Source organism: Actinomadura opuntiae (assembly GCF_030283205.1).
Taxonomy (GTDB): Bacteria; Actinomycetota; Actinomycetes; order Streptosporangiales; family Streptosporangiaceae; genus Spirillospora.
On sequence record NZ_JASNWF010000023.1, the window covers coordinates 159,610 to 175,879 of the forward strand.

Genomic DNA, 16,270 nt, shown 5'->3' on the forward strand with positions numbered 1-16,270 from the left:
GGTCACCCGCTCTTCCCCGCCGTGGGCGCGGGCGAGGGCAGGTAGCCGCTCGCGCCGGCGCCCGTCCCGTACTGTCCGGACTTGCCGTTCAGCTCGTTCTGCAGCGCCAGGATCGTCACGACCTGCCCGGACGAGGTGTCCACCGCGTCGACGGCGGAGACCGAGTCGCCCGCGTCGGAGTCACGCAGCGCCGCGATCAGCCCGCCCTCCTGCGCGGAGGTCAGCGGGCCCCCGACGACGGTACCGCGACCGGCGCCGTCGAGTGCGGTGGCCAGCGAGATCAGTGCCTTGTTGTCCTGGTCCCCGCCGTCGTAGGCGTACGGGTTCGCCGGGGCGACCATGACGGCGAGGGTGGCGTGCTGGCCCGGCTTGCCGCTGGTGGTGATGTAGCCGGCCTGCTTGAAGCCGCTCAGCACGGCGCCGCCGGCGGCGTCCTCGCGGCCGGCCTTCGTCGGGTCCTGGGTGAGCAGCGCGTTGGCCAGCACCGCGCCCGCCTTGGCATAGGGGGTCGCGTCCGACGGGAACGTCACGCCGTCGCTCTTCAGCTGGGTGGCCAGCTCGTCCAGCGTGCTCTGCTGGTCGTCGTCCAGCAGCTTGTTCTGGATCGTGACCCGGCCGGTGACGGCGGCGCCCGCGGCCTTGGCCAGCTCGCTGACCTGGTCGATGCTGTCGTTGCCGGCGCCCGGCGTCTCGATCATGACGACGGACTGGCCCTTGAGCCGGTCGGCCACGATCTGCGGCGACAGCACGTGGCCGAACTGCTCCTCCCCCTTCAGCTGGTTCTGCAGCTGGCGCTGGGCGACCCGGGCCTCCTGGGCGCTGCGGGTCGCCGAGCTGACCTGCTTGCGCAGGGTGTCGCTCACCGAGTTGGACAGGGTGGTGGAGCCCAGCACGATGCCGAGCGCCAGCGCGAGGAAGATCGCGACGATGGAGACGAGGTGGTAGCGGAAATCGATCACGTGAAGAGTCCGGTCAGCCAGAAGACGAAGGCGTGCCAGCGGTCGGCCAGCAGGGGACTGATGACGTCCCCCGCCGGGGACATGGCGACGGCGGTGACGATGGCGACGAACGCGCCGAGGACGAGGAACAGCAGCGACCAGGTGGAGATCCGGCTGCGGTACAGCCGGGAGACGCCCTTGGCGTCGACGAGCTTGCTGCCCACCCGCAGCCGGGTGAGGAACGTGCTGGCCATGCCGGCGCGGCCCTTGTCGAGGAACTCCACCATGTTGGCGTGCGTGCCGACCGCGACGATCAGGGTCGCGCCCTTGTCGTCGGCGAGCAGCATCGCGATGTCCTCGCTGGTGGCGGTGGCGGGGAACACCACCGCCTCCTGGCCGAGCTCGTGCACCCGCTTCAGGCCGGGCGCCCGGCCGTCCCGGTAGGCGTGCACGACGATCTCCGCGCCGCAGGTCAGCGCGTCGTCGGAGACCGAGTCCATGTCCCCGACGATCATGTCGGGGCGGTAGCCGGCCTCCAGCAGCGCGTCGGCGCCGCCGTCCACCCCGATCAGCACCGGCCGGTACTCGCGGATGTAGGGCCGCAGGGTCGCGATGTCCTCGCGGTAGTGGTAGCCGCGGACGACGATCAGCGCGTGCCGCCCGTTGATCTTCGTGGCCACGTCGGGCACGCCGACGCCGTCGATGAGCAGGTCGCGCTCGCGCTTGACGTACTCCATCGTGTTGGCGACGAACGCCTCGAGCTGGCTGGCGAGCCCGGCCTTGGCCTCGGTGAGCGCCGTCTCGACGGTCTCGGCGGTCTGCTCGGTGCCCTTGGCGACGACGTCCTCGCCGAGGTACACGCACTCGCCCTCGACCCGGACCTGGTCGCCCTCGTGCAGCCGGCCGAAGACCTCCGGGCCGACGTCGTCGACGAGCGGGACGCCGGCGTCCACCAGGATCTGCGGGCCGAGGTTCGGGTACCGCCCGGAGATGCTCGGCGCGACGTTCACCACGGCGCCGACCTGGCACGACACCAGCGCCTCGGCGCTGACCCGGTCGAGGTCGACGTGGTCGATCACGGCGACCTCGCCGGGCTGCAGCCGCTTGGTCAGGTCCTTGGTGCGGCGGTCCAGCCGGACGGTCGCGCTGACCCCCTGCCGGCCGTCGTCCCGGCCGCGGCCGAGCGCCAGCACGCGGCGCGGCAGCGTCAGCCGCTGCGTCAGCCGGACGCGCCGCTCGGTGATGGGAGCCGGTTCGTTCATCGACTGCCATCCTGCCAGAGCACGGGAGTAAAGAGCCGCAGCGACGATCGACGGGGCGTGTCCGCGCCGTCGCCCACCGTGTTCACTTGTGCGTTCCCCCTGTTCGCGGCCCGTTCCCTGGCGCGTGCCCTGGCCCGTCCCCTAGCGCTCCTCGGCGGCCATGGCCAGCAGTTCCTCGGCGTGCGCCCGGCCGAGTTCGGAGTCCTCCAGCCCGGCGAGCATCCGGGACAGCTCCCTGACCCGGCCCTCCCGGTCCAGCGCGGTGACGCCGCTGCGGGTGACGGTGCCGTCGTCGGACTTCTCCACCAGCAGGTGCTGGTCGGCGAACGCGGCGACCTGCGGCAGGTGCGTGACGACGATGACCTGCGCGTTGCGGGCCAGCCGCGCCAGCCGGCGGCCGATCTCCACCGCCGCCTTGCCGCCGACGCCCGCGTCGACCTCGTCGAACACGAACGTGGGGACGGGGTCGGCGCCGGCGAACACGACCTCGATCGCCAGCATCACCCGGGACAGCTCGCCGCCCGAGGCGCCCTTGTGCAGCGGCAGCGGCGGCGCGCCGGGGTGCGGGGCGAGCCGCACCTCGACCTCGTCGACGCCGTGCGGGCCGTAGTCGCCGGTCGGCGTGACGGTGACCGCCACGCGGGCGTGCGGCATCGCCAGCGCGGTCAGCTCCGCGGTGACGGCGTCGGAGAACCGCTCGGCGGCGCGGGTGCGGACCGCGGTCAGCTCGGCGGCCTCGGCGGCGAGCCGCTCGGCCAGCTCGGCGTGCTCGGCGCGCAGCTCCTCGATGCGGTCGTCGTCGCCGTCCAGCTCGGTCAGCCGGGCCGCCGACCGGCGCGCCCACTCCAGCACCTCCGCGACCGTGCCCTCCTCGCCGCCGTACTTGCGGACCAGCGAGGTCAGCTCGGCGCGCCGCTCCTGGACGACCGCGAGCCGCGCCGGGTCGGCGTCCACGGACTCGGCGTAGGACGCCAGGTCGGTGCCGACGTCGGAGACCAGGTAGCCGGCCTCGGCGAGCCGGTCGGCCAGCGCCGCCAGCTCCGCGTCGTGCTCGCGGACGGCCTCCAGCGCGTTGCGGGCCTGGCCGAGCAGGCTCGTGACGTTGGCGGCCTCCAGCGCGTCGGCCGCGTCGCCGAGCAGCGCCTGGTGCGCGGTGTCGGCCGCGCCGCGCAGCGCGTCGGCGTGCCCGAGGCGCTCCTCCTCGGCGGCGAGGTCGACGTCCTCGCCCTCCTTGGGGTCGATCTTCTCGATCTCCTCCAGGCCGAAGCGGAGCACGTCGGCCTCCTGCGCCCGCTCCCGCGACCGCGTGGTCAGCTCCTCCAGCAGCGCGCTGACCTGCCGGTGCCGCTGGTAGGCCTTGGTGTAGGCGCGCATCGGCTTGGTGAGCGCGGCGCCCGCGTACCGGTCCAGCGCGCCGCGCTGCCGCCCGGCCTGCAGCAGCCGCTGCTGGTCGGACTGGCCGTGCACGGCGACCAGGTCGTCGGCGAGGTTGATCAGCACGCTCACCGGGACGGACCGGCCGCCGAGGAACGCCCGCGAGCGCCCCTCCGCCGACACCGACCGGGTCACGATCAGCGCGCCGTCGTCCAGCTCGCCGCCGGACTCCTCGACCCGTTCGACCACCCGGCCGCCCGGGTCGACGACGATGCGCCCCTCCACGGTGGCGCGGCCCGCGCCCGGCCGGACCCGCTGCGGGTCGGCGCGGCCGCCGAACAGCAGCCCCAGGCTGGTCACCACCATGGTCTTGCCGGCCCCGGTCTCGCCGGTCACCACGTTGAACCCCGGCGACAGATCGAGCACGGCCTCGTCGATCACGCCGAGGCCCTGGATCCGCACCTCATCGACCATCGGACGCACCAGCGTCACAACCCTCCGCAAACGAATCCCCGATCAGCGCCTGTGGAGATTATCCACTCTGCGCGCCCGATGCTCCCCCGTCCGTCCCGGCGAGATCGGACTCCGCCGGCGCGGGCCCGGTTCCGCCGCCGATGGTCTCGGCCCCGGTGACCTGCGGCTCCTCCTCGGCCGGGGACGGCGTCGCGGGCTGCCGGACCCGGCCGCGCCAGCCCGTCACCGGCAGCCCGAACTTGGTGACCAGCCGGTCGGTGAACGGGGTGAGGTGCAGCCGGGCCAGCCGCACCGGCTCGGCGCCGCGGCGCACCTCGACCCGCGCGCCGGGCGGCAGGTCGAGCGTCCGCTGCCCGTCGCACCACAGCACCGCGCGCGGGGTGTCGGCGAGCACCTCCACCGCCACCAGCGACCGCGGCGACACCACCAGCGGGCGGGCGAACAGCGAGTGCGCGCTGATCGGCACCACCAGCATCGCCTCGACCTCCGGCCACACCACCGGGCCGCCGGCGGAGAACGCGTACGCCGTCGACCCGGTCGGGGTGGCACACACCACGCCGTCGCAGCCCCAGTTCGACAGCGGGCGGCCGTCGATCTCGGCGACGACCTCCAGCATCCGCTCCCGCTCGGCCTTCTCGATGCTCGCCTCGTTCAGCGCCCATGTCGCACCCATCAGCGTGCCGTTGCGGCGGACGGTGACGTCGATCGTCATCCGCTCCTCGACGTCGTAGCGGCGGGTCACCACGCGGTCGACGGTGGCGGCGAGGTCGTCGCGCTCGGCCTCGGCGAGGAACCCGACGTGCCCGAGGTTGACGCCGAGCAGCGCCGTGCCCGACGCGCGGGTGAGGTCGGCGGCGCGCAGCAGCGTGCCGTCGCCGCCGAGCACCATCACCACCTCGGCGCCCTCGGCGGCGGCCGCGGTGCTCGGCATCACGTCGACGCCGGCGCAGCCGATGTCCTCGGCCTCGCGGTCCAGCACCCGGACGCAGATCCCGGCCTCGCTGAGCCGCTCGATGACCAGCTGGGCGCTGCGGACCGCCTCCGGCCGCCCGGTGTGCGCCACGACCAGCACCGACCTCTTGCTCATACCCTCGCCCCACTCCCCGGCCCGATCCGGCGTTCCGACGTCCTCTCGACGAACGCCCGGCGTGCGGGCGTTCCCGCGGCGCACGGCGCGTTCCCGGCGGCCGTGCTCCCGCACGCCCTGCTCCTGAACGCCCTCTGTACGGCCGCTTCCGCCCGGGCGATCACTGCGGGCCCTCCGCGATCGCCTTCTCCAGGTCGGCGTCGCCCAGCGGCGGCGCGCCGGCCCGCAACCACAGGAAGTACTCCACGTTCCCCGACGGCCCGGGCAGCGGGCTCGCCGTGACGCCGAGCACCCCGAGGCCGAGCGTCGCGGCGTGCCCGGCGACCCCGCGGACCGCCTCGGCGCGCAGCTCCGGCTCGCGGACGACGCCGCCGGCGCCGACCCGGTCCTTGCCGACCTCGAACTGCGGCTTCACCATGACCGCGTAGTCGGCGTCCGGGGCCGCGCACCGCTGGACGGGCCCGAGGACCAGCTTCAGCGAGATGAACGACAGGTCGCCCACCACCAGGCCGGGCCGCGCGCCGCCGAGCATGCCGGGCTCCAGGTCGCGGATGTTGACCCGCTCCATCACCGTCACCCGCTCGTCCGTCCGCAACGACCATGCGATCTGCCCGTACCCGACGTCGACCGCGTACACGTGCGCGGCGCCCGCGCGCAGCAGGACGTCGGTGAATCCGCCGGTCGAGGCGCCCGCGTCCAGGCACACGCGGTCTTCGACCTCCAGGCCGTCGAACGCCTCCAGGGCGCCGGCGAGCTTGTGGCCGCCGCGCGAGACGTACTCCGGCCCGGCGCCGGCCTCGTCCACGACGATCGCCGCGGCCGCCTCCACCTGGGTGGCGGGCTTGGCCGCCCGCTGCCCGCCGACCCGGACCCGCCCGTCGGCGATCAGCTGGCTCGCGTGCTCGCGCGACCGGGCCAGCTTGCGCCGCACCAGCTCGGCGTCCAGCCGCCGCCTCATCACGCCGCCTCCGCGCACCGGGCGGACCACCGCAGGCCGCGCGGCGAGCTCGCTCGCAACGGTTTTCGCAGAACGGTGTTCGTCGATGGTGTGCTTCGCAAGAGCGGGCTCACTGACGGGGGCGCAGGGAGTCGGGGAAAGCGGGGCGCCGCGGCGCGGGCGGACCCGGCTGACTTGAGGGGCCCTCCGCGCGCTCGGCCCCGGCCAGCAGGTCCTGGAGGCGCTGGTGGACGTCCTCGAAGATCTCGACATGCTCGGGGACGGGCCGCCCGGCCAGCTCGCCGAGGCGCGCGACGACCTCGTCCACCCGCGGGTCGCCGGTGGGCTCGGGCGGCGGCGCGGCCGGGAGACCGGGCCGCTCGCCGGCACCGGTGCCGGCCGCCGGGACGGGCGCCGGGACCGGCACCGGATCCGGCACCGCCGCGGGCTCGTCGGACATCACGTGTACCTCCCCTGGAGTCCCCTGGGCGGGCGGCGAGTCGCCGCGCGCCCACTGCGAACGCTACCGTCCCAGGACGACATCGTTGCCGATCGAACGGGGAACGGCCTGACCATGGCGAACGAGGACGACTGCCGGACGGCGCTCGACCGGATCGCGGCGCGGCTGGCGCAGGTGGACGCCGACCGGCTCGCCGAGCACGTCGTCGAGCGCACGATCAGCTGCCGCATCCCCGACCTCGGGCTGGCCTACCACACCCGGCTGCACGTGGGCGGGCTGGACCCGTTCGAGCCCGCCGCCGACCCGGCCGCCGCGCAGGTCCGCCTGACCGTGGACAGCGACGACCTCGTCGCCATGGCGCACGACCGGCTGAACCCGGCCACCGCGTGGGCGGCCGGGCGCCTCAAGGTCGAGGCCAGCGTGTTCGACCTGCTGCGGCTGCGCCGGCTGCTGTGACCGGATCGCCCGGCCCGGTCAGCGCGGACCGGGCAGCCGCAGGGCGTCCAGAGCGCCGCTGAGCGCCTCGGCCGCCGGCGGGGCCGCGTCCTCCCAGGCGGCGGACGCCAGGGCGCGCAGGCCGTCGTAGGGCTCGCCGCCGCCGGAGACCTCGAACCGGTCGCCGTCCCGGCGCACCGTCCAGCCGCCGCAGGCGTGCCGGCCGCCGTCCCGCGCGACCTCCGGGTGCGGGACGAGCAGTCCGGTCAGGTCGGGCGCCAGGTAGGTGGGGCGGTGGTTCGGCGGCGCGGTGAGGGCCTGCAGATGATGGGTCACCCCGGTGAAGACGAGCAGGCTGTCGGCGCCGCCGTTGTGGGCGCCCTCGATGTCGGTGTCGAGCCGGTCGCCGACGACCAGGGGCCGCTCGGCGCCCGTCCGGATGATCGACTCGTGGTGCAGCGGCCGCTCGGGCTTGCCGGTGACGATCGGCTCCACGCCCGTGGCCGAGCTGATCACGCGCAGCAGCGCGCCGTTGCCGGGATGCGGCGGACCGCCGCCGCCCGGGATCGTCAGGTCGCGGTTGGAGCCGACGAACAGGGCGCCCATGGCGACCGCCTGGGCGCCCTCGGACAGCAGCCCGTACGACAGCCGCGGATCGTAGCCCTGCACCACGGCGGGCGGGCGCCCGGACGCGACCGACACCGGGCGCAGGCCCCGCGCGTACAGGGCGTGCCGCAGCCCCATCCCGCCGACGACCAGCACCTCCGACCCGGCGGGCAGCCGCTCGGCCAGCAGCCGCGCGGCGGCCTGCGCGGAGGTCACCACGTCGTCGGCGCGGGCGGGGACGCCGACGTCGTTGAGGAGCGCGGCCACGGCCGACGGCGTCCGGGAGGCGTTGTTGGTCACGAACGCCAGCCGCTGCCCCGCCGCGCGGGCCTTGGCGAGCGACTCGGCCGCGGCGGGGACGGGGCGCCGCCCGACGTACACGACGCCGTCGAGGTCCAGCAGGGCGACGTCGTACGCCTCGCTCAGGGGACGGTCACTGCCCTTCATCGCACGCTCCTCGGATCGGGGGGCACAGCTCGTTCAGGGGGCACAGCTCGTTCAGGGGGCACAGCTCGTTCGGGGGCTGGACGGGGGGCCGGACCGGGGCCGAGATCACCTGCGGGACGCGAGGGTCGCTCTGGCGTGCCGCAGCGCCCGCGCGTAGTCCTGGTTCTCCGGACGCATCGCCGCGGCGAGCGCGAGATGCTCGACCGCGCCCTCGAAGTCGCCCATCCGGCTGAGCGACAACCCTAACCCGAAGCGCGCGTAGTCCTCCGCAGGCTCCTCCTCGACGATGCTCTGGAAGCTCTCGGCCGCCGCGCCGAACTGCCGCGCCCCGAACTGGGCCCGGCCGAGCGCCTCGCGGATGCTGTGCGAGCCCGGTTCGGTCTCCGCCGCCCGGGTCAGCAGCTGCAGGGCGGCCGCGGCGCTGCCCGAGCGGAGCAGCTCCAGTCCCCGGGTGTACCACTCGTAGACCCCTCCGCCCGGGGCGGCGGGATGCCCGCCGGGGTCGTCGCCTTGGGAATCGTCCGGGCGTCCCGGTCCTTCAACACTCATGTGGACCTCCCATCGGACCTTGATCACCACGACGGTACCCGGCCGACGCGCGGGGGCCCGTCGCTGATTACCATGCCCACAGTGGACGACGACCTCCCCTCCGGGCTCGGACCGGAACAGTTCAGCGCCCGGATCTTCGGGTCCGCGGGCCCCGCGACGGGCGGCGGGCTGGAGCTGGCGCCGTTCCGCGGCATCCGGTTCGTCCCCGAGGTGGCGGGCGACCTGGCCGCGGTCACCACGCCGCCCTACGACCTGGTGGACGACGCGGAGGTCGGCCGGCTGCTGTCGGGGTCGGGCGGCGGGCACAACATCGTCCGGCTGAACATGCCGCGCGCCGCCGGGGAGAGCTACCGGGAGGCGGGCGAGACGCTGCGCCGCTGGCTCGCCGAGGGGGTGCTCACCACCGACCCCGAGCCGGCCCTGTACGTCTACGAGGCGGCCAAGGACGGCACCGTCCTGCAGCGGGGCCTGATCGGCGCGCTCGGGCTGCGCGCGGAGGCCGACGGGGTCGTCCTGCCGCACGAGAACGTGTTCCCCGGCCCGGTCCGCGACCGGCTCGCGCTGATGGCGGCGGCCCGCGCCAACCTCGAGCCGATCTTCCTGGTGTACGAGGGCGGCGGCGACGCGGCCCGGATCGTCGACGGCGCCGCGCGGGAGGAGCCGCTGCTGGGCTTCCACGCCGACGACGGCCTCACGCACCGGCTGTGGCGCATCGCCGACCCCGCCCTGCACGCCCGCATCGCCGCGGACCTGCGCGGCAAGCAGGCGCTGATCGCCGACGGCCACCACCGCTACGCCACCTACCGCGCGCTGCAGGCGCGCCACCACGCCGCCGGCGACGGGCCGGGCCCGTGGGACCGGGGCCTCGCGCTGCTCGTCGACTCGACGCGGTTCCCGCCGCATCTCGGCGCGATCCACCGCGTCCTGCCGGGCCTGGCCCCCGCCGACGCCGTCGAGCGCGCGCGGAAGGCGTTCACCGTCACGGCCTTCGAGGACGAGGGACGGGCCGTGCGGGCGCTGGGCGACGCGCACGGCCCCGCGTTCCTGCTGGGCGGCGGCGAACGCCTGCACCTGCTCACCGAGCCCGATCCGGCCGCGCTCGCCCGCGTGATGCCGTCCGGGCACTCGCCGCGCTGGCGCAGCCTGGACACCGCGATCCTCGACCACCTGCTCATCGCGAGCCTGTGGAACGTCCCCGAGAACGAGAACGCCATCGAGGTCGTGCACGACGACCCGTCCGCCGCCCTCGACCGGGCCCGTCGCGCCGGCGGCACCGCCGTCGTGCTCAACCCGCTGAAGGTCGAGGACGTCCTGGCCGTCGCCAACGGCGGCGAGCGGGTGCCGCGCAAGTCCACCTCGTTCGGCCCGAAACCCCGCACGGGCCTCGTCCTCCGCCTCCTCGACCCGGAAAGCGAACGATGATCGACAAGATCGCCTGGATCCTCCTCGACGGGGGCCGCGTCCTCAGCACGCGCTCGCGCGGCAAGGACGCCTACTACCTGCCCGGCGGAAAGCGGGAGGCCGGCGAGTCCGACGCGGAGACCCTCGCCCGCGAGATCAAGGAGGAGCTGACCGTCGACGTCCTGCCGGGGACGGTCGCGCACCTCGGCACCTGGGAGGCGCAGGCGCACGGGCACGCGGACGGCGTCACCGTCCGGATGACCTGCTACACCGCCGGCTACACCGGCACCCTCGCGCCGGCCAGCGAGATCGAGGAGGTCGTCTGGCTCGGGTACGCCGACCGCGACCGGGTGTCGCCCGTCGACCGGCTGATCTTCGACGACCTGCACGCGGCCGGCCGCCTGACCTGACTCCCCCGGGTGGCCGCGCCGGGCCGCCGGGGGCGATGATCTGCCCATGGACTCCTCGAACATCACGCCGCTCGGCGGAGACGTCTACGAGATCGACACCCTCCTCGCGGGCCACTCCGGCATCACCGCCGCGTACCTGATCCGCTCCGACCGGCCGTGCCTGATCGAACCGGGGACCGCCGGATCGGCGCCGGTCGTGCGGCGGGCGCTGGACGAGCTCGGCGTCGGCGCGGACGACCTCGCGAGCGTGGTGGTCACCCACATCCACCTCGACCACGCGGGCGGCGTCGGCGACATCGCCGGGCTGTACCCGCAGGCCGAGATCGTCGTGCACGAGAAGGGCGCCCGGCACCTCGCCGACCCGTCCCGCCTGATGCGCAGCGCCCGGATGGTGTGGGGCGACGCCCTCGACACCCTGTTCGGCGAGCTGAAGCCGACCGACGCCGCGCGCATCCGCGCCGTCGAGGACACCGGCGTCGTCGACCTCGGCGGCGGCCGCCGGCTGGAGTCGCACTACTCCCCCGGCCACGCCAAGCACCACGTCGGCCTGGTCGACTCCGGCACCGGCGACCTGTACGTCGGCGACGCCGCCGGCATCTACATCCCCGAGACCGCCGACGTCCGGCCCGCCACCCCGCCGCCCGACTTCGACCTCGACACGGCGCTGGCGTCCCTCGGCAAGTTCCGCGACCTCGGGCCGCAGCGGCTGCTGTTCGCGCACTACGGCCCCGTCACCGAGGTCGAGAGCACCCTGGAACGCTCCGCGGAGGAGCTGCGCGTGTGGGTGGACGCCGTCCGCGCCGCCAAGGACCAGGGCCTCGAACTCGACCACGCCGTCGCGATGGTGGTGGAGCGCACCAAGGACCGCTACGCCATCAACAACGCCGACCTGGACCCCGAGCTGGCCGCCAAGTACGACGTGCTCAACAGCCCCGCCAACAACGTCGCAGGCATCATGCACGCCCTCGACCGCCACGCGTGACAGTGGGTGGCGCGTCGTCTTCTTCTCACCGAAGGACTTCACCTTCGTGAGGCGAAACGGTCTATGGCGCTGAAGGGCTCGTCTGCGGGACGTAGGCGGCCTCCTCGACGAGTTCTCGCCGAAGGACTTCACCTTCGTCAGGCGGAGCGGTCCGCAGCACTGAAGGTTTCGTGTGCGACAGGTCGGCGGCCCGCTCGACGAGCGAGACGACGTAGGCGGCGACCGGCATCCAGGAAGGGCTGCGTAGACGGCAGACCGCTACCGAGGCCGAACGCGTCTTCGAGTACGGTCAGGGTCGCGTACATGGCACTGCGTGCCTCGGGCCTGGATGATCCGCGTCCGGCTGGCAACAGGTGCCCTCCTCGCCCCCAGCCGCCCATCACACCCACGCCGACCAGCTCCGGCGGGAACGGCTCAGCGTCGGGCGCCCTCACCCGTCACGATGCCTCCGGGGCACATACTCGTCCACGTCTTGGCGCCCGCTGCCGGAGGGCCTCACCTTCCTGCGACCGCCCTGCCGCTGGACGCACACCGCCGGGACGCGCGCCTATCTCTTCCAAATCGGCGTCCGCTTCCTCGACGCCCTCGTCCTGGACGGCGTCACGCTCGTCCACGCCGGCTGGCGGGGTGCACCGCCGACGGGCTCGAGCAGCGCATCTCCCAGCGAGGTGATTCTTGGTGCAAGGCGTCCGCAACTTCCCGGCCGGGCTGCTGGAACGAGGATCTCCATCACCGCCCGGACGCCCGGCGTGCTGCGACTCGTCCTGCGCCGACTGCGCATCGGGTCGCTGCGGCGCCTTCCGCCGCTGGGCCGAGCCGCTGCTACGGAACACCGGCGTTCACCGCGACCTGTTCGCCCACTGTCGCAACCGGTTCGCCGAATCCGATCCGCCGTCTCCGCCGCCTGAGCCGTTGCCGACGCAGCGGCACCGTGTGACGCGGTCGGACGGGTCGCTGGGCGAGTACGTGTTCAGGGCGGCGGCCAAGGAGCGGCTGCTGCGCGCCGAGGACGTCGACGTCGAGGAAGTCGAGCGGCTTGCGTTCACCGCCGGCGCCTGGTCCTGCCCCACTGTCCGGAACACCGAGGCGCTGCGCGGATTCACTGAGCCGACGTTCGCCCTGTGGCCGCCCGATAACCGGGTGACGCCGCCCAAGAAAGGCCGCTGTCTCCGCGCTGCCGGGGTGCCCGTCGTGGTCAGGGCTTGCGTGCGACGCCGCCCCACATGCCGGTCGTGGGAGACGGACTGGCGTCCGGTTCGGGGCGCCAGTCCTGGAGCGGCACGACGCCCGGGTCGAGGAGGTCGAGCCCGGAGAAGAACGCGCTGACCCCTTCGCGGGTGCGGAAGGTGACGCGGAAGCCCATCGCCTTGGTGAGGGCGTCCTCCGCGGCCGCCATCTGCTCGGGCAGCTGGTCGATGCCAGGATGGGTGATGGCGAGGAAGCTGCCGGGCGCCAGGGCGTCCAGGAGCGTGCGGACGATGCCGCGCGGGTCGTCGTCGTCCGGGACGCAGTGCAGCACCGCGATCAGCAGCAGCCCGACGGGACGGTCGAAGTCGAGCAGGCGCGCGGCCTCCTCCAGGATCCGGCCGGTGTCGCGCAGGTCGGCGTCCACGAACGCCGTGGGCGCGGTGACGCCGGACAGCAGCGCCCGCGCGTGGGTGAGCACGATCGGGTCGTTGTCGACGTACACGACGCGGCTCTCGGGGTCGGCGTCCTGCGCGACCATGTGCGTGTTGTTCGCGGTGGGGATGCCGGTGCCGATGTCGAGGAACTGGGTGACGCCCTCCCCGACCATGAACCGGACGGCACGGCTCAGGAAGGCCCGGTTCGCGGTGACGCCCGGCTTGATCGTCGGCGTCGCAAGCATCACCTGCTCCGCGGCCGCCCGGTCGGAGGCGAAGTTGTCCTTGCCGCCGAGCCAGTAGTCGTAGATCCGCGCGATGTGCGGGGTCGCGACGTCGATCCCCTTGGGCGCGATCTCTTCCTCGCCGGTCATGCGGCACAGCCTAGCCGCGAGCCCCGGAGAAAGATCGTTTTTCCGGCGTTTCACCCGATTTCTGGCGCCGAGCACCCGCGGGTTGGGTTTCCGAACGGACCGTCGCAGGTCGGTCCGGAAACCCAACGCGGGTGGTCACTCGCCTGCCGGCGGGCCCTCGTCGTCGTCCCGTGCCTCCGCGGGAAGGCCCGGCTCGGCGGTCTGGTCGGGCGCGACGGTCTTCGGCTCCAGGAACACCGCGGGCGCCTCGTGGACCCCGCCGGGCGCGGGCTCCAGGATCTCCGGATCCGCGGGCTTGAACTGGATGTCCTTCGCGGTGACGATCTCGGGCGCGCTGTCCTCTACCGGGGCCTCGGGCCCGGCGCCCGGCGCCTCCGCGGCCGGTTCCTCGGCCGGTTCCTCGGCCGGTTCCTCGGCCGGTTCCTCGGCCGGTTCCTCGGCCGGTTCCTCGGCCGGTTCCTCGGACGCGGATACGGCGTCGTCGACCCCGTCGTCGTCTGCCGTGACCTCTTTCGACGCCTCGTCGACAGCCACGGACTCTTCCGTCTCCTCCGGCAGAGCGGCGTCCTCGGCGATCTCCTCGTCGCCATCCTCGGTGTCGAGGATGTGGAGGCCTTCGAGTTCGGCGTACCGTTCGGCGGCGTCCGTCTCACCGTCGCGGTCGGCGGCGGCAGCACGCGCGAACCAGTCGGACGCCTCGCCCTCGCGGCCGGCCTCCACGAGCGCGTCCGCGTAGGCGTAGAACAGCCGTGCCGACCACGGCTTCAGCCGTCGGTCGCGGAGCTCGGGGACCTGCAGCGTCACGACGGCCGCGTCGTACTGGCCGAGGTCGCGGCGCACGCCCGACTCGACGATGCGCAACTCCACCCGACCCAGCTGGTCGAGGCGATCCGCCTCCGGCGACTTGATCACGTCGAGGGCGCGTTCGGGACGTCCCAGGCCCCGCTCGCAGTCGGCCATGACCGGCAGGTACGAGTCGTCGCCCGCGCCCAGCCGGCGCGCCGCCCGCAGTTCGGCGAGCGCTTCGGCCCAGTCGCCCGTCTGATAGGCGGCGATGCCGGCGGCCTCCCTGACGATGCCGACGCGGGACGCGAGACGGCGCGCGGCGCGGGCGTGCTTGTACGCCTGCTCCGGCTCGTCCTCGGCCAGCCGCCCGGCCATCACCAGATGGCGCGCCACTCGCGTGGCCAGGTCCTTGGGCAGCGTCCGCAGTTCCTCGCGCGCCTCTACATCCAGCTCGTCGCCAGTGACGTCGTCGGGCAGCAGCGGGTCGTCGTGCTTGGGCGCCGGACGCTCGCGCTCGGCCTCCTCTGGACGCCCGCGACCGCGGAACGCACCGTCACGCTCGCCCCGGGGCCTTTCACGGTCGCCCTCGAACCGACGTCCCCCCGGCCGCTCCTGCCGGGGCCCACCGGGACGCCCGCCGCGCTGGTCACGGTCCTGGAACCGCCGGTCCTTCGGCGGCCCCTCAGACCGCCGCTCGCCGGGCCGGGACCCGCGAGGCCCGCCGGAGCGCGCCTCACCGCCCGCCCCGCGCGGCCCACGGCCACCACCGAACCCACCTTCACGCCGCTCACCGCGAGGACCACCAGCACGGCCTTCGCCACGCGGACCAAAGCCGCCTTCACGCCGCTCACCACGCGGACCGCCAGGACGACCTTCACCACGCGGAACGAAGCCGCTTCCGCGGCGCTCACCACGGGGACCGCCAGGGCGGCCTTCACCACGCGGAGTGAAGCCACCTTCACGGCGCTCACCGCGCTCACCACGCGGGCCACCGGAACGACCTTCACCACGCGGGCTGAAACCGCCTTCACGACGCTCACCACGCGGACCACCGGGACGCCCCTCACCTCGCGGAGTGAAGCCGCCCTCACGGCGCTCACCACGCGGGCCGCCAGGACGCCCCTCGCCACGCGGGCCGAAACCACCTTCACGACGCTCACCACGCGGGCCACCGGAACGGCCCTCGCCACGCGGGCTGAAACCGCCCTCACGGCGCTCACCACGGGGACCACCAGGGCGGCCTTCACCACGCGGAGTGAAGCCGCCTTCGCGGCCTTCTCCGCGAGGGCCCTGGCCGCCGCTACGGGCACCACCGGATCGCTCGTCGCGGCGTCCGCCTCGCGGACCGCCGAAACGGCCCTCGCGGTTCTCTCCCTGGGGCCCTCGGCCGCCGAAACGTCCTTCGCGGCCCTCGCCGCGTGGGCCCTGACCACCGCCTGTGCCCTGACCGGCGCGTGGTGAGCGCGGACCCGCGAAACGGCCTTCACCGCGTCCGGCCGGCTTACCGCCGAACCTGCGCTCGCCGCCGGCGCCACCGCGCGGGCCGTTGGAACGGCCTTCTCCGCGCTCTCCACCGAACCGGCCATCGCGCCGTTCGCGGGCGTTGCCCTCGGACCCGCGGCGGTCGTCGTTCCCCTGGAACGGGCGGTTAGAGGGCCGGTCGTCGCGCCGGCCTCGACCGTCGCGGTCCTTCCAGCCGCCACCACCGGGACGTCCGCCGCCGCCCTTGGGACCGCCCTTGCGAGGCGCGGATCCCCGAGGACCGCCGTTTCCGCGCGCACCGGAACCGCCGGCGCCTCCACGAGGGCCGGGCGTGCCCCGCCCGCCGTTCTTCCCTCGCCGCTCGCGGTTCTCGTCGCTGCGGCCGTCCTCTTCCGCGCTCATCACGTCCGTCACTGTTCTTGATGGTGGTTCGTGGACTCCTGCAGCCTACTTTGGCAGGTCCATGACATGCGTCGAGGGCCGCCCCCGAAAAAACGGAGGGCGACCCTCGACCAATAAATGTCCGGCGGTGTCCTACTCTCCCACACAGTCTCCCATGCAGTACCATCGGCGCTGAAGGGCTTAACTTCCGGGTTCGGAATGGGACCGGGTGTTTCCCCTCCGCCATAACCACCGAACGACCA

The 16,270-nt window shown here is 74.1% G+C and carries 15 protein-coding genes and 1 rRNA gene; 4 read left to right on the forward strand and 12 right to left on the reverse strand.

All coding sequences use genetic code 11. From position 1 onward, the window contains the following. Positions 1 to 2 precede the first annotated feature (2 nt). From QP089_RS39260 to QP089_RS39285, 6 genes are all read right to left on the reverse strand, one after another. Positions 3 to 959 (reverse strand): copper transporter, encoded by a 957-nt coding sequence (locus QP089_RS39260; protein ID WP_285919041.1) that lies wholly within the window; start codon positions 957 to 959, stop codon positions 3 to 5. Next, positions 956 to 2,200, reverse strand: coding sequence for a putative cytokinetic ring protein SteA (gene steA / locus QP089_RS39265; RefSeq protein ID WP_285919042.1), 1,245 nt, complete (start codon positions 2,198 to 2,200; stop codon positions 956 to 958). The genes QP089_RS39260 and steA overlap by 4 nt, the downstream gene beginning before the upstream one ends. Positions 2,201 to 2,341: 141 nt before the next feature. Beyond that, positions 2,342 to 4,048, reverse strand: coding sequence for a DNA repair protein RecN (gene recN, locus QP089_RS39270; protein ID WP_285919044.1), 1,707 nt, complete (start codon positions 4,046 to 4,048; stop codon positions 2,342 to 2,344). A gap of 58 nt (positions 4,049 to 4,106) precedes the next feature. Further along, positions 4,107 to 5,135 carry an NAD kinase gene (locus QP089_RS39275; protein WP_285919046.1) on the reverse strand — a complete coding sequence of 343 codons (1,029 nt, stop codon included), beginning with the start codon at positions 5,133 to 5,135 and terminating at the stop codon, positions 4,107 to 4,109. A gap of 160 nt (positions 5,136 to 5,295) precedes the next feature. Beyond that, positions 5,296 to 6,093 (reverse strand): TlyA family RNA methyltransferase, encoded by a 798-nt coding sequence (locus QP089_RS39280; RefSeq protein ID WP_285919073.1) that lies wholly within the window; start codon positions 6,091 to 6,093, stop codon positions 5,296 to 5,298. Positions 6,094 to 6,202: 109 nt separating this feature from the next. Next, complete coding sequence (locus QP089_RS39285; RefSeq protein WP_285919048.1) at positions 6,203 to 6,532, reverse strand: hypothetical protein; 330 nt, start codon at positions 6,530 to 6,532, stop codon at positions 6,203 to 6,205. A 114-nt stretch (positions 6,533 to 6,646) separates the two neighbouring features. On the opposite strand from QP089_RS39285, the gene QP089_RS39290 reads away from it, so the two are divergent. Beyond that, on the forward strand, positions 6,647 to 6,988 hold the full coding sequence (locus QP089_RS39290) for an SCP2 sterol-binding domain-containing protein (RefSeq protein ID WP_285919050.1): 342 nt from the start codon (positions 6,647 to 6,649) through the stop codon (positions 6,986 to 6,988). A gap of 18 nt (positions 6,989 to 7,006) precedes the next feature. Here the strand turns inward: QP089_RS39290 and QP089_RS39295 are convergent, their stop codons facing one another. Continuing rightward, complete coding sequence (locus QP089_RS39295; protein WP_285919051.1) at positions 7,007 to 8,020, reverse strand: HAD-IIA family hydrolase; 1,014 nt, start codon at positions 8,018 to 8,020, stop codon at positions 7,007 to 7,009. Positions 8,021 to 8,125: 105 nt separating this feature from the next. Beyond that, positions 8,126 to 8,569 carry a tetratricopeptide repeat protein gene (locus tag QP089_RS39300; protein ID WP_285919052.1) on the reverse strand — a complete coding sequence of 148 codons (444 nt, stop codon included), beginning with the start codon at positions 8,567 to 8,569 and terminating at the stop codon, positions 8,126 to 8,128. Positions 8,570 to 8,641: 72 nt separating this feature from the next. On the opposite strand from QP089_RS39300, the gene QP089_RS39305 reads away from it, so the two are divergent. Genes QP089_RS39305 through QP089_RS39315 form a run of 3 tightly spaced genes read left to right on the forward strand, consistent with a single transcriptional unit; the run spans position 8,642 to position 11,362 of the window. Next, positions 8,642 to 9,991, forward strand: coding sequence for a DUF1015 family protein (locus tag QP089_RS39305; RefSeq protein WP_285919054.1), 1,350 nt, complete (start codon positions 8,642 to 8,644; stop codon positions 9,989 to 9,991). Next, positions 9,988 to 10,380, forward strand: a complete 393-nt coding sequence (locus QP089_RS39310; RefSeq protein ID WP_285919056.1) for an NUDIX hydrolase — start codon at positions 9,988 to 9,990, stop codon at positions 10,378 to 10,380. The genes QP089_RS39305 and QP089_RS39310 overlap by 4 nt, the downstream gene beginning before the upstream one ends. A gap of 46 nt (positions 10,381 to 10,426) precedes the next feature. Beyond that, positions 10,427 to 11,362: an MBL fold metallo-hydrolase gene (locus QP089_RS39315; protein ID WP_285919058.1), complete on the forward strand. Its 936-nt coding sequence runs from the start codon at positions 10,427 to 10,429 to the stop codon at positions 11,360 to 11,362. A gap of 1,195 nt (positions 11,363 to 12,557) precedes the next feature. On the opposite strand, the gene QP089_RS39320 is transcribed toward QP089_RS39315, so the two are convergent. From QP089_RS39320 to rrf, 4 genes are all read right to left on the reverse strand, one after another. Next, entirely contained in the window at positions 12,558 to 13,358 is an 801-nt protein-coding gene (locus QP089_RS39320; protein WP_285919060.1) for an SAM-dependent methyltransferase, read from the reverse strand. Between the two features lie 135 nt (positions 13,359 to 13,493). Next, positions 13,494 to 14,537 carry a hypothetical protein gene (locus tag QP089_RS39325; protein ID WP_285919061.1) on the reverse strand — a complete coding sequence of 348 codons (1,044 nt, stop codon included), beginning with the start codon at positions 14,535 to 14,537 and terminating at the stop codon, positions 13,494 to 13,496. A gap of 47 nt (positions 14,538 to 14,584) precedes the next feature. Further along, positions 14,585 to 15,946: a hypothetical protein gene (locus tag QP089_RS39330; protein WP_285919063.1), complete on the reverse strand. Its 1,362-nt coding sequence runs from the start codon at positions 15,944 to 15,946 to the stop codon at positions 14,585 to 14,587. Positions 15,947 to 16,147: 201 nt separating this feature from the next. Then, positions 16,148 to 16,264 (reverse strand): 5S ribosomal RNA (rrf, locus tag QP089_RS39335). Between the last annotated feature and the right edge of the window lie 6 nt (positions 16,265 to 16,270).

Excerpts from the sequence above, each read along its gene's own strand:
- QP089_RS39295 (WP_285919051.1), bottom strand. The coding sequence starts at position 8,020 with ATGAAGGGCAGTGACCGTCCCCTGAGCGAGGCGTACGACGTCGCCCTG.
- QP089_RS39305 (WP_285919054.1), top strand. The coding sequence starts at position 8,642 with ATGCCCACAGTGGACGACGACCTCCCCTCCGGGCTCGGACCGGAACAG.
- QP089_RS39280 (WP_285919073.1), bottom strand. The coding sequence starts at position 6,093 with ATGAGGCGGCGGCTGGACGCCGAGCTGGTGCGGCGCAAGCTGGCCCGG.
- QP089_RS39320 (WP_285919060.1), bottom strand. The coding sequence starts at position 13,358 with ATGACCGGCGAGGAAGAGATCGCGCCCAAGGGGATCGACGTCGCGACC.
- QP089_RS39300 (WP_285919052.1), bottom strand. The coding sequence starts at position 8,569 with ATGAGTGTTGAAGGACCGGGACGCCCGGACGATTCCCAAGGCGACGAC.
- QP089_RS39315 (WP_285919058.1), top strand. The coding sequence starts at position 10,427 with ATGGACTCCTCGAACATCACGCCGCTCGGCGGAGACGTCTACGAGATC.
- steA (WP_285919042.1), bottom strand. The coding sequence starts at position 2,200 with ATGAACGAACCGGCTCCCATCACCGAGCGGCGCGTCCGGCTGACGCAG.
- QP089_RS39290 (WP_285919050.1), top strand. The coding sequence starts at position 6,647 with ATGGCGAACGAGGACGACTGCCGGACGGCGCTCGACCGGATCGCGGCG.
- QP089_RS39275 (WP_285919046.1), bottom strand. The coding sequence starts at position 5,135 with ATGAGCAAGAGGTCGGTGCTGGTCGTGGCGCACACCGGGCGGCCGGAG.
- QP089_RS39285 (WP_285919048.1), bottom strand. The coding sequence starts at position 6,532 with ATGTCCGACGAGCCCGCGGCGGTGCCGGATCCGGTGCCGGTCCCGGCG.
- recN (WP_285919044.1), bottom strand. The coding sequence starts at position 4,048 with ATGGTCGATGAGGTGCGGATCCAGGGCCTCGGCGTGATCGACGAGGCC.
- QP089_RS39310 (WP_285919056.1), top strand. The coding sequence starts at position 9,988 with ATGATCGACAAGATCGCCTGGATCCTCCTCGACGGGGGCCGCGTCCTC.